The organism is Mesorhizobium sp. ESP-6-2, assembly GCF_020164675.1.
Lineage (GTDB): Bacteria > Pseudomonadota > Alphaproteobacteria > Rhizobiales > Rhizobiaceae > Mesorhizobium.
Genome location: NZ_JAIUGT010000001.1, coordinates 812,270 through 824,162, shown reverse-complemented (window position 1 = coordinate 824,162; position 11,893 = coordinate 812,270). Strand labels below are relative to the sequence as shown.

13 protein-coding genes are annotated in these 11,893 nt (G+C 63.3%); 8 read left to right on the top strand and 5 right to left on the bottom strand.

Annotated features, from left to right (window positions below; all coding sequences use genetic code 11):
- The first annotated feature begins 50 nt into the window (after positions 1 to 50).
- The 4 genes from LB532_RS04060 (at position 51) to msrB (ending at position 2,769) form a co-directional block, all read left to right on the top strand.
- A complete protein-coding gene (locus LB532_RS04060; RefSeq protein ID WP_140491478.1) occupies positions 51 to 590 on the top strand; it encodes a sigma-70 family RNA polymerase sigma factor in 540 nt (179 codons plus the stop codon).
- Positions 587 to 1,285 (top strand): anti-sigma factor domain-containing protein, encoded by a 699-nt coding sequence (locus LB532_RS04055; protein ID WP_140639571.1) that lies wholly within the window; start codon positions 587 to 589, stop codon positions 1,283 to 1,285. The genes LB532_RS04060 and LB532_RS04055 overlap by 4 nt, the downstream gene beginning before the upstream one ends.
- Before the next feature lie 224 nt (positions 1,286 to 1,509).
- Entirely contained in the window at positions 1,510 to 2,067 is a 558-nt protein-coding gene (locus LB532_RS04050) for a fasciclin domain-containing protein (RefSeq protein WP_140639318.1), read from the top strand.
- Positions 2,068 to 2,265: 198 nt separating this feature from the next.
- The gene (gene msrB / locus LB532_RS04045) at positions 2,266 to 2,769 is read left to right on the top strand and encodes a peptide-methionine (R)-S-oxide reductase MsrB (RefSeq protein WP_140639319.1); all 504 of its coding nucleotides are present in this window, start codon (positions 2,266 to 2,268) and stop codon (positions 2,767 to 2,769) included.
- 169 nt (positions 2,770 to 2,938) lie between these two features.
- On the opposite strand, the gene LB532_RS04040 is transcribed toward msrB, so the two are convergent.
- Both LB532_RS04040 and LB532_RS04035 read right to left on the bottom strand, forming a co-directional pair.
- Positions 2,939 to 4,531 carry a DHA2 family efflux MFS transporter permease subunit gene (locus tag LB532_RS04040; RefSeq protein WP_140639320.1) on the bottom strand — a complete coding sequence of 531 codons (1,593 nt, stop codon included), beginning with the start codon at positions 4,529 to 4,531 and terminating at the stop codon, positions 2,939 to 2,941.
- 22 nt (positions 4,532 to 4,553) lie between these two features.
- On the bottom strand, positions 4,554 to 5,738 hold the full coding sequence (locus LB532_RS04035; RefSeq protein ID WP_140639321.1) for an HlyD family secretion protein: 1,185 nt from the start codon (positions 5,736 to 5,738) through the stop codon (positions 4,554 to 4,556).
- Positions 5,739 to 5,865: 127 nt separating this feature from the next.
- On the opposite strand from LB532_RS04035, the gene LB532_RS04030 reads away from it, so the two are divergent.
- On the top strand, positions 5,866 to 6,600 hold the full coding sequence (locus LB532_RS04030) for a TetR/AcrR family transcriptional regulator (RefSeq protein WP_140639322.1): 735 nt from the start codon (positions 5,866 to 5,868) through the stop codon (positions 6,598 to 6,600).
- Between the two features lie 17 nt (positions 6,601 to 6,617).
- On the opposite strand, the gene yihA is transcribed toward LB532_RS04030, so the two are convergent.
- The 3 genes from yihA to LB532_RS04015 all read right to left on the bottom strand — a co-directional run bounded on the left by yihA (position 6,618) and on the right by LB532_RS04015 (position 8,257).
- Complete coding sequence (gene yihA / locus LB532_RS04025; protein WP_140639323.1) at positions 6,618 to 7,277, bottom strand: ribosome biogenesis GTP-binding protein YihA/YsxC; 660 nt, start codon at positions 7,275 to 7,277, stop codon at positions 6,618 to 6,620.
- Entirely contained in the window at positions 7,274 to 7,912 is a 639-nt protein-coding gene (locus LB532_RS04020; RefSeq protein ID WP_140639324.1) for a CatB-related O-acetyltransferase, read from the bottom strand. The genes yihA and LB532_RS04020 overlap by 4 nt, the downstream gene beginning before the upstream one ends.
- A gap of 123 nt (positions 7,913 to 8,035) precedes the next feature.
- Positions 8,036 to 8,257, bottom strand: coding sequence for a hypothetical protein (locus LB532_RS04015; RefSeq protein WP_224556387.1), 222 nt, complete (start codon positions 8,255 to 8,257; stop codon positions 8,036 to 8,038).
- Between the two features lie 268 nt (positions 8,258 to 8,525).
- Here LB532_RS04015 and LB532_RS04010 point away from each other — a divergent pair, with 268 nt between their 5' ends.
- The 3 genes from LB532_RS04010 to LB532_RS04000 are packed head-to-tail and all read left to right on the top strand — an operon-like array spanning position 8,526 to position 11,801.
- Positions 8,526 to 8,990: a MarR family winged helix-turn-helix transcriptional regulator gene (locus LB532_RS04010; protein WP_140639572.1), complete on the top strand. Its 465-nt coding sequence runs from the start codon at positions 8,526 to 8,528 to the stop codon at positions 8,988 to 8,990.
- Positions 8,983 to 10,263: an HlyD family secretion protein gene (locus LB532_RS04005; RefSeq protein WP_140639326.1), complete on the top strand. Its 1,281-nt coding sequence runs from the start codon at positions 8,983 to 8,985 to the stop codon at positions 10,261 to 10,263. Before LB532_RS04010 ends, LB532_RS04005 begins: the two co-directional genes overlap by 8 nt.
- Positions 10,260 to 11,801: a DHA2 family efflux MFS transporter permease subunit gene (locus LB532_RS04000; RefSeq protein WP_140639327.1), complete on the top strand. Its 1,542-nt coding sequence runs from the start codon at positions 10,260 to 10,262 to the stop codon at positions 11,799 to 11,801. Before LB532_RS04005 ends, LB532_RS04000 begins: the two co-directional genes overlap by 4 nt.
- The last annotated feature ends 92 nt before the right edge of the window (positions 11,802 to 11,893 follow it).

Here is an 11,893-nt window from a genome sequence, read left to right as displayed (position 1 = left end):
ACGGAAACTTGCGTCGTTGCAAATACATCGCAATCCCCTAATTTGCCGACATGACGCCACAGGAGATCAGCAATCTGATTGTCCGAACTTCGATGAAGGACCGGGCTTCGTTCGATCTGCTGTACCGGCAGACCAGCGCGAAACTTTTCGGTGTCTGCCTTCGTGTATTGAAGGACCGGGGAGACGCCGAAGAGGCGCTTCAGGAGGTCTTCGTCAAGATATGGACGAAGGCGGACCGTTTCGCCGTCTCGGATCTAAGCCCGATTTCCTGGCTGGTGGCCATCGCGCGCAACCATGCGATCGATCGTATCAGGGCGCGGCGGGAACCTGCTGCCTATATCGATGCCGCGCTCGATGTGGCCGATCCGGCGCCGGGACCGGAGGCCATGACCGTGGCAGGTGGCGAGTCCGAGCGCATCTACCATTGTCTCGAGGAATTGGAAAAGGGCCGGGCAGCGGCTGTCCGGGGCGCCTATCTGAACGGCGAGAGCTATGCCGAACTGGCGGAGCGCCATGGCGTGCCGCTGAACACGATGCGAACCTGGCTGCGGCGCAGCCTGCTGAAGCTCAGAGAGTGTCTGGAAAGATGACGCTGGCGGACGATGACGGACCGGAACATGGAGGCGACGACCTGTTCGCCGCCGAATACGTTCTTGGCGTCCTGACAGCGGAAGAACGCCAGATCGCGTCCCGCCGCATCGATGGCGACGCCGCATTCGCTCGGCTTGTCGATGCCTGGGAGGCCCATTTTTCGCCCTTGGCCGTCGACTATCCCGGGACAGAACCTCCGATCAGGGTCAAGGAGGCGATCGATCGCCGGCTGTTCGCCTCGCAGCCTCGCGCCGGCCTATGGTCGAGCCTCGCCTTCTGGCGCGGCCTTGCCGCCGCCGCCATCGCGGCGCTGGCGGTCTACATCGCCTTGCCTTTCATCAACCCGCCGCTCCAACAACCACAGCTTGTCGCCTCGCTGGCCGCCGAAGGCAGCGACGTCAGATACCTCGTCGTCTATGACGCGGCGCATCATGAAGTCGGCCTTTCACACGTTTCGGGTGAGCGGGCCTCCGGCAAGGACTTCGAACTGTGGGTGATCGCGGGCAAGAACGCGCCGGTTTCGATGGGCGTCATCCCGGCCGGGAAGGCTGCGCATGTGACGGTTTCGCCGGCCGTGCAGCAGAAACTTGCGCAAGGCGCCGTGCTGGCGGTCAGCCTCGAGCCTTCAGGCGGTTCGCCGACCGGCCAGCCGACGGGACCGGTGGTCGCGGCGGGCGACCTGAAGGGCATCTGATGGCTCCCCGCCCGGACCGTCAACTTACAAAATAGTGAAGTCTATTTTTGCATGGATAACCGCGGACCAAATTCCCGCGGTTGGATCAGCCTATCTGCCGAAATCACTGGACCTCATTCGGAAGAAAATATTTCTTTCATAGAAAGCGAAACTAAGTTTTTCATGGTCCGTATCTCCTCGCGTTCCCAATGATGGGGAAAAAACAACCCGAGGAGACTTACATCATGCGTAAACTCGCCACCCTTTTGCTCGCCGGTACGATCGGCCTCCCAGCGCTCGGCACCATCGCCTATGCCGCCAATCCGATGGTCGGGGGCGCACCCATGTACGCCAAGAAGAACATCATCGAGAACGCCGTCAATTCGAAGGACCACACGACGCTGGTCGCTGCCGTCAAGGCAGCGGGCCTGGTCGACACGCTGCAGGGTGCCGGGCCCTTCACCGTCTTCGCTCCCACAAACGAGGCCTTTGCAGCACTTCCGGCCGGCACGGTCGAAACGCTGCTCAAGCCCGAGAACAAGGACAAGCTGACCCAGATCCTGACGTGCCATGTGATCGCGGCGAAAGCGATGGCCGCCGACGTCGCCAAGATGGCCAAGGCCGATGGCGGCGCGCATGTGGTCAAGACCGCCGGCGGCTGCGAGCTGACGCTCAAGGCCGACAAGGGCAAGGTCACCGTCACGGACGAGAACGGCAATGTCGCCCATGTGACGATTGCCGACGTCAGGCAATCCAATGGCGTCATCCACGTCATCGACAAGGTTCTTTTGCCGAAGATGTAACATACGGCTCGCTGCCGGCGAACAGGCAGCAAGGCTCTCCTGCCGGTGCGCGGCTTCGTACACGCGTTGCGCCGGCAGGCGTCCGCTTCGCACTGTGGCTCCATCCAGGAGGCTGGTGCGGGTAACGTTCGGCCCTCAACGGCTTTTGATTTTCAGCCGAGCGTTGAATGTGGCAAACAGACAGCAGGAGGATTGGCCATGAACCGTCGCGACTTTCTCTTGAGCGGCGCCGCCGCCATCGGCGTGATCGCCGGCACGGCATCTCTGCTGCGCATGGGCGGATCGCAGGATGCACGTGCGGCGGAGACCTTCGAAGTCACCAAGACCGATGCCGAATGGCGCGCGATCCTGTCTCCCGCGGCCTTTGACGTGCTGCGCAAGGAAGGCACCGAATATCCCGGCACCAGCCCATTGCTCAACGAGCACCGCAAGGGCGTCTTCGCCTGCGCCGGCTGCGACCTGCCGGTTTACTCCTCCGAGACGAAGTTCGATTCCGGCACCGGCTGGCCGAGTTTCTGGCAGGAGATCGCCAATGCCGTCGGCAAGACGCAGGACCGGTCGCTCGGCATGACTCGCACCGAAGTCCATTGCCGCCGCTGCGGCGGCCATCTGGGCCATGTCTTCGACGACGGCCCGCCGCCGACCGGGCTGCGTCACTGCATCAACGGCGTGGCGCTGAGCTTCAAGCCCGCCACAGCCTGAGACCATGCGGCCGCGATATGAAAAAACTCCGGGCTTGCGACCCGGAGTTTTTTAGCGGTCAGTCATTTCGGGCGTGGACTGGAGGAGCTTCCCGAAACGGCTGCCCGTGTTTCCTTGCTTTCAGCGCGATTCCGGACGCAAACCGTTTCTCCCCGGTATTGCCCTGGTGTCAGTGCCCGCCGCCACCACCGCCGGCGGCCACCGGTTTGCGGATCATCATGGTGAATAGGCCAAGCGTCGCGAACAGCACCGTCAGCATGTAGAACACGTCCATGAAGGACAGCAGCGCCGCCTGCTGCTGGACCATGCCCGACAATTTCGAGATCGCCGCGCTGGCCGCATCCAGCCCGGCGGTCTGCTCGAAATTGAGCGTCATGTTCTGAAGCTTCTGCTGCGCGGCCGCACTTCCCCACTGCACGTGCTCGGAGAGCCTTGCATAATGGAAGGCATTACGGTCGATCAGCACCGTGTTGATCAGGGCGAGGCCGACGGCACCGCCGAGATTACGGGTCAGGTTGAACAGGCCCGATGCATTCTTCAGCCGCTCGGGCGGCAGCGTGCCGAGCGCGATGTTGTTGATCGGCACCATGCACAGCATCATCGAACAGCCGCGCAGGATCTGCGGGATGAGCAGCTCGTAGAAATCCCAGTCGGCGGTCAGGTGCGTCATCCACCATGTTCCGGTGGCAAAGCCGAAGAAGCCGATCATCATCATCAGGCGCGGGTCCATCTTGTTCGACAGGATGCCCGAGACCGGCGCGGTGAAGAACATCGCCAGGCCGCTGACGAACAGCGCCTCGCCGATCATCATCGAATCGTAGCCGCGAATGCGTCCGAGGAACACGGGGTAGAGATAGGTGAGACCGTAGAGGCCGATGCCGATGACGAAGGAGAACAGCGAGCCGAAGGCGAAGTTGATATTGCTGAACGCCTTGAGATCGACGATCGGCTCCTCGGCGGTGAATACCCGCCAGAAGAACAGCACCGCACCGAAGGTCATGACGACGGCGCAGATGAACACCGCCTGATCCTGCAGCCAATCATTGTTCGGGCCTTCCTCGAGCACATATTCCATGCAGCCGAGGAACGCCGCCATGCCGGCAAGGCCCCACCAGTCGAACTTCGAGAACAGCTTGAGGTTGGGCTTGTCGAAGTCGATCAGCGACCAAGCCGCCGTCGTCACCAGGATGCCGGGCACGACATTGACGAGGAACAGCCAGTGCCAGGACATTGCGTGGCTGATATAGCCGCCGACGGTTGGGCCGATTGTCGGCGCCAGGGTGGCCACCAGGCCGATCATCGGCGACACGACGGCACGGCGCGACGGCGGGAAGATGGTGAAGGCGGCCGCGAAGACGCTGGGGATCATGCCGCCGCCGATAAAGCCCTGGACGGCGCGATAGACGATCATCTGGTCGATGTTGGTGGCGGTCGCAGCGAGCGCGCTGGCGGCGGTAAAACCGGCCGCCGAAATTGTGAACAGAACGCGCGTCGACAGCATCCGGCTGAGAAAGCCGGACAGGGGGATCATGACCACCTCGGCGATCAGATAGGCCGTCTGCACCCAGGGGATCTCGTCGGAACTGGCGCTCAGGCCAGCCTGGATCTCAGCCAACGAGGCCGAGACGATCTGGATGTCCAGGATGGCCATGAACATGCCGAACACCATCGCCAGGAAGGCTATGACGCGCCGCGTCGAGATGGTGTCAGGCACAGCCGGCCTCGCCGGCGGCGCTCCTGCGGTCAGGGTTGCGGTGGCCATGGCGTTGCTCCCAGGAGCGCGCTCAGTTGGTCGCGGCCGGCGCGGTGCGGCTGTCGACGGCGACAACGACGCTCAAGCCGGCGCGCAGCCTGCCGCTCTTCAGAGCATCGGCCGGCACGTCGATGCGGACCGGGACGCGCTGCACCACCTTGGTGAAGTTGCCGGTGGCGTTTTCCGGCGGCAGCAGCGAGAACACGGCACCCGAGGCCGGCGCCAGCGACGAGACGGTGCCCTCGATGGGCTCGCCGTCGATGGCGTCGACCGAAATCCTGACCTTTTCGCCGGGCACCAGCCGGGCAAGCTGGGTCTCCTTGAAGTTGGCAACGACGTAGAGCTTGTTCATCGGCACGATGACGGCGAGCTTCTGGCCGGGGCTGACGAGGTCGCCCTGCTCGACGGAACGGTTGCCGACGACGCCGTCATAGGGCGCCTTGAGCACCGTGAAGGACAAGTCGCGCGCGGCCTTGTCGCGGCTGAGCTGCAAGGACGCCAGCGTGCTTGCCGATTCAGCACGCTGCGCCTCCAGCACGCCGATATTGGCTTGTGCTGCTGCGATCTGCGCGTCGGCGCCGACGAGAGCGGCGTTGGCCTGGTCGAGCGCCGTTTGGGCGTCGTCGAGTTGCGCCTGCGTACCGACATGGGTCTTGAGCAGTTGCGCGGCGCGCTGCTGGGCGCGCGCGGCATTGGCCGCCGCGGCCTGGTCGGCGGTCTTAGCGGCCTGCGCCTGCTGCAAGGAGGCCTGCGCCGCCTTGGTCTGCGCATCGATGCGATCGAGCGTCCTGGCCAGCGTGGCGATCTGCGCCTCGGCCTGGGCGACCGCTATTTTGTAATCACCGTCATCGACCGTCAGCAGCGGATCGCCGGCCTTGACCTGCTGGTTCTCGCTGACCTTGACCTGATCGACATAGCCGGAGATCTTGGGCGAAATGAAAGCCATGTCGGCCTGGACATAGGCGTCGTCGGTCGAAATCATGAAACGGCCGGTGGTCCAGTAATCGTAGCCGTACCAGGCGCCGGCGCCGAGCAGGGCGACGCCGATGATCGGCAGCAGGAGAGAGCGCACGGAACGCTTCTTCTTCGCCGGAGTTTCCGCCGGAGGTGGCGCGGCGACTGGCTGGACGGGAACTTCCGGTGCTTCCGTCGCCGGAGCAACCTTGGCGTTGGGGAAAGGACGGACTTCGGCGGTGGACGGCGCGTTCGAGGACATGACATCTCTCTAAGTTATAATACTGAACCGTTCGGTTCGATCCGGCCGTTGACATAGCGCCTAAAGAGGACCATATCAAGAGGCAATCGAACCGCTTGGTTCGAATTATTTTCGAGGTGTGACTTTAATGGCCGACACAACGCCCGACGTCGAAAACGACAATTGCGGCGACCTGCTGGACAGCTTGCGTCGCGGCCGCCCGGCAGCCGGACAGGATCCGGTCAAGCGCAGCCAGATCATCGATGGCGCCCGCCGGGTCTTTATCGACAAGGGCTTCGAGGCGGCCTCGATGAACGACATCACGCGGGAAGCCGGCGTGTCGAAAGGCACCATCTATGTCTACTTCGCCAACAAGGAAGAGCTGTTCGAGGCGCTGATCGAGGAAGAGCGCGGCACTATCTTCAAGAACATGTATGACGTGCTCGACCGTGCCGACGACCTGCGCGAGACGTTGGTGAAATTCGGCAAGGTCCTGTCCATGAAGATCACCTCGGCCAAGGTCATCCAGGCGCAGCGCACGGTGATCGGCGCCTCCGACAGGATACCCGACATGGGCGCGCGGTTTTACGAACGCGGTCCCAAACGCGGCCACGACAAGGTCGTGACCTTCCTCAACGCCGCCATCGACCGTGGCCTGCTCAAGATCGACGATGTCGACCTTGCCGCCTATCAATTCACAGAACTGTGCCTGGCCGGTCTTTTCCGGCAGTGCATCTTCGCCTATCGCGCCAAGGCTCCGAACCAGGACGAAATCGACCATATCGTCAGGTCGGGCGTCGACATGTTCCTGAAGGCCTATGGCACCGAAATGCTTGCCGCGGAGGAAAGCCACAAGATGATCGCCCTGGAGGCGAAGGCTTAACCCGGCTTTTTGTGCCGCTAACCGCCATTGGCCGCGAGCACGATCGCGGCGCGCAGCTCCTCCAGGCCCTCGGCCTTTTCCGATGACGTCGCCAGCACGAAAGGAAACGCAGCCGGTCGCTTCTTGATCTTGGCAAGCGTCTCCTCAATCAGCCGCGGCACGCCGGCGGCCTTGATCTTGTCGGTCTTGGTCAGCACGATCTGGTACGAAACCGCCGCCTTGTCGAGCAGCGACAGCACCTCGTCGTCCTTGGCCTTGATGCCGTGGCGGGCGTCGATCAGCACATAAACCCGCTTCAGCGTGACGCGGCCCTTGAGATAGTCGAAGACCAGCTTCGTCCAATCGTCGACCTTTTCCTTGGGCGCGGTGGCATAGCCGTAGCCCGGCATGTCGACCAATGCCATTGGCGGCAGGTCGGCGCCCTCCCCCGAATATCCGTCCGGCACGAAATAATTGAGTTCCTGCGTGCGCCCCGGCGTGTTGGAGGTGCGCGCCAGGCCCTTCTGGTTGACCAGAGCGTTGATCAGCGACGACTTGCCGACGTTGGAACGGCCGGCAAAGGCGATTTCCGGCGGCCCTTCCGGCGGCAGGAATTTCATGGCGGGCACACCGCGAATGAATATCCACCCGCGGGTAAACAGGTCCGCGCCGATCGTGGTGCTGTATTGAGCGTTCAAGCTGCTGTCTCCAGAAGAGAAATATCGGCGCCCCTGATGGCATCGAGGTTGCGGCTGATCTTGTCCACCGGCCAATCCCACCATGCCACCGCCAGCAGCCGCCGGATCGTCCTGTCGTCGAAACGCATCTTGACGACCTTGGCCGCATTGCCGGCGACGATGGCATAGGGCCGCACGTCGTGCGTGACCACGGACTTCGCCGCGACGATGGCGCCATGGCCGATTTGCACCCCCGGCAGGATCACTGCCTCCATGCCGATCCAGACATCGTTGCCGACCACCGTGTCGCCGCGCACCTCCTTCGACCATGTGACGGGGTCGAAACCCTTTTCCCAGCCATGGCCGAAAATGTTGAACGGGTAGGTCGAAAAACCGGACATGGCGTGGTTGGCGCCGTTCATGATGAAGCGGGCACCTTCGGCGATGGCGCAGAACTTGCCGATGATCAGCCTGTCGCCGATGAAGGGATAGTGGTGCAGCACGCATTTCTCGGCGAATTTGTCCGGCCCTTCCGGATCGTCATAATAGGTGAAGTCGCCGATCTCGACGTTGGGCGCGCTCACCAGCGCCTTGAGGAAGCCGACGCGCGTGTGCATCGGGATCGGGTGCTTGATGTCGGGATTGGGTCCGGTCATGTCGAGGTCCGTCAAGGATTGGCCGATGCGGCGACGTTGAGCTTCGCATGCGCCCGGTCAAAATAGCGTGATCCGCCTATAGCACCAAACGGCCGATGCGCGAGCCTTCTCGAGCTGCCGGGCTCAATTGCTGCCGCGGCAGATCACGATCGGATTGGACAGCGCGCTGTCGAAGCCGCTGCCCTGGTAGATAGTGACGTTCGAAGCGCGGGGCGGCAGCGCGAAACTGCCTTCAACGATCTTCCGGTCGCCGGCCGGCGTGTGCAGAGCCCAGCTATAGGTGCAGAACTGGGGCGGCGCCTCGGCCTCGACATGGCTGCAATTGAGCTGCGCTCCGCCCAGCATGGCAGCGCCGCCGCAGCTGACCGCCTCCTTTGCAGTCGCCGCGCCCGGATACCCTAAGAGAGCAGTGACCGCCGCGACCCTGATCCAATTCATCATCGAAATCCTTGCCGGCGAATTCAACATCGCCAGGCGGCCTTTTCATGCCGTGGCCCATGCGATTTTTCCAAGCCGGGGCTTACTCGGTCTTGCGCAAAGCGTCCAGCAGGATTATGTGCATGATGATAATAAGCATGCTCACGAAAAGTTGCTCGCCGACCTGATCCCTCCCATGCCCACGCCGCCTAATATCAGCTTCGTGCTGCACGATGTTGCGCGCCTGCTCAGAAAACGGTTCGAGCAGCGTTCGCGCGTGTCGGGGCTGACCCCGGCCCAGTGGCAGGTCCTGGCTTATCTTTCGCTGCATGAAGGCATTCACCAGAACAAGCTCGCCGACCTCATCGAGATCGTGCCGATCACGCTCGCCCGGCTGCTCGACAAGATGGAAGCGCGCGGCTTCATCGAACGCAGGCCCAACCCCTCCGACCGCAGGGCCTGGCTGCTTTATCTGACCCCGCAGGCCCGCCAGCTGATCGAAGTGATGCGCAGCAACGGCCAGAAAACACGAGACGAAGCCTTCGCCGGCCTTTCGCCTGAAAGACAGCAGCAACTGCTGCAAACCCTCTGCTTGATCAAATCCAATCTGCTCGCGGCTTGCACGCAGCCAGCCGTTGACCGGGAGAAACTACATGGCTGAACCAATCTCGCCCAAGAAACCTGCCGAAGCAGAGCCTTCCGCCGGCCGGACCACAGACCAGATCATCCGGCTGGACAGCGAGCGCGAACAGAGGCGGGCCAATCCCATCATCGACAATGACGAGCTGGAAACGCCGGTCGCTCTGGAGCCGGCGGCGCTCGAGGCTCCGTCCAAGGAGCCGCAGGCGGCCAAGGTCGCCGCGGCGCCGGCCAAGCCCAGGCGCAGCCTGACGCGGCCGGTCCTGTTTGCCTTGCTCCCCGTGGCGCTGGCGGTCGGCGGCTATTATTACGTCGTCGGCGGCCAGACCATGACGACCGACAATGCCTATATCCAAGCCCAGTCGCTCGGCGTTTCCACCGACGTCTCCGGCACTGTGCAGGAGATAGACGTCCACGAGAACGAGATGGTGAAGAAGGGCCAGGTGCTGTTTCGCCTGCGGCCCGCCTCCTTCGAAACCGCTCTCGCCGCCGCCCAGGCCCAGCTCGGGACCGTGCGCAACCAGGTGCTGACGTTGCAGGCGAGCTATCAGCAGTCGCTGGTGCAGATCGAGCAGGCCGAGGCCGACATCCCCTATTACGAGGCCGCTTTCCAGCGCCAGCAGGATCTGCTCAAGACCTCCACCGCCTCCAAGGCGACGTTCGACAGCGCCCAGCACGACCTCATCGCCGCCCGCCAGAAAGTGTCCGTCGCCAAGGCGCAGGCACAGGCCACACTTGCCCAGCTTGGCGGCGACGCCAACCAGCCGGTCGAGAAGAACCCGTTCTACCTGCAGGCCCGGTCGGCGGTGGACGACGCCCAGCGCAATCTCGCCGATTCCATAGTCAAAGCGCCGTTCGACGGCATCGTCACCAATGTCGACGCGCTGCAGATCGGCAAGTACCTGCCCGCTTCGCAGCCGGCGTTCAGCCTGGTCTCGGCGACCGATCTGTGGATCGCGGCCGAGCCCAAGGAAACCGAACTGACCTATGTCAGGCCAGGACAGACGGCGACGATCAGCGTCGACACCTATCCGGGCGCCGTCTGGCACGGGACCATCGCCTCGATCAGCCCCGCATCGTCGTCGAGCTTCTCGCTGCTGCCGGCGCAGAACACCACGGGCAACTGGGTCAAGGTCGTGCAGCGCATCCCGATGCGGGTCACGATCGATGATCCGCAAGGCAAGCCACCGCTCAGGGGCGGGATGAGCGTGGTCGTCGACGTCGACACCGGTCATGCGCGCGGCCTGCCCGACTTCGTCACCAACCTCATCCACCGGGTCGAGCAGAAATCATGACCCTCGCGGCAGGCGCCACGCCGGTGGTCGCCAATCGCGGCGCCATCACCGCCTGCGTGATCCTGGCGGTCATCATGCAGGCGCTGGACACCACCATCGCCAATGTGGCGCTGCCCTATATCCAGGGGAGCGTTTCGGCGAGCGCCGACCAGATCAATTGGGTGCTCACCTCTTATATCGTCGCGGCTGCCGTGATGACGCCGCCTTCGGGCTACCTTGCCAACCGGTTCGGCCGCAAACGCATCCTCTTGATCTCCATCACCGGCTTCGTGGTTGCCTCGGTGCTTTGCGGCTTCGCGCAGTCGCTGCCGCAGATCGTCGGCTTCCGCCTGCTGCAGGGCCTTTTCGGCGCGGCCCTGGTGCCGCTGTCACAGAGCATCCTGCTCGATATCTATAGTGTGGAAGAGCGCGGCTCGGCCATGGCGCTGTTCGGCGTATCGGTGATGGTCGGGCCGGTGCTCGGGCCGGTCATCGGCGGCTGGCTGACCGAGAACGTCAGCTGGCGCTGGGTGTTCTACATCAACGTGCCGATCGGCGCCCTGGCCTTCGCCGGCGTGTCCATGTTCGTCCAGGAGACGAAAACGGATCTCAAGGCGAGGCTGGACTGGCTGGGCTTCGGCATGCTCAGCATCACCATCGCGGCGCTCCAGATGTTCCTCGACCGCGGCGAACAGCTCAACTGGTTCTCCTCCTCCGAGATCATTGTTGAAGCGCTGATCTGCGCCTCGGCCTTCTACATCTTCCTCGTCCACACCTTCACCGCCCGCAGCAGCTTCGTGAACCCCAGGCTCTTCCTGGACAGGAATTTCGCCGTCGGCATGGTCTTCATCTTCATCATCGGCATCACCTACCTGGCCTCGCTGGCCCTGATGACGCCCTATCTGCAGACGCTGATGGGCTATCCCGTGGTGACGGCCGGCATCGTCATGGGGCCGCGCGGGCTCGGCACCATGGCCTGCATGTTCCTGGTCGGCAAGCTGGTCGGCAAGGTCGATACACGCTGGCTGCTGTTGACCGGCCTGCTGGTCACCGCCTGGGCGATGTACGACATGACCGGCTGGACGCCTGACGTCTCGCAATGGACGATCATCAGCACCGGCTTCATCCAGGGTGCGGGACTCGGCTTCCTGTTCGTGCCGCTGACCACCATCACCTTCGCCACGCTGGCGCCGGAGCGGCGCGCGGAAGGCACCGGCCTGTACAACCTGTCGCGAAACATCGGCTCCAGCGTCGGCATATCCGTCGTCACCGCGCTGCTGACGCAGAACGTGCAGATCAACCATGCCAACATCGCCACCTATGTGACGCCCTTCAACCAGGCGTTCAGCGATCCGGCGATCGCGCAAGCGATGAACCCCTATACGGCCGCCGGCCGCGCCGCGCTCGACGGCGTGGTGACGCTGCAGGCGACCATCATCGGCTACATGAATGATTTCAAGCTGATGATGATCCTGTCGCTGGCCGCCATCCCGCTGGTGCTCCTGCTGCGCAAGCCGGCAACGCCGGCCAAGATCGACCACAGCGCCGTCATGGAATGACCGTTCGAGCGCGATCGGGTCTCGATTGAGTGCAAGCCGCAGCGGCTCTCTGGAAAGGGCGGGCCACGGCTGGTCCGCCACCGTTCCATCAG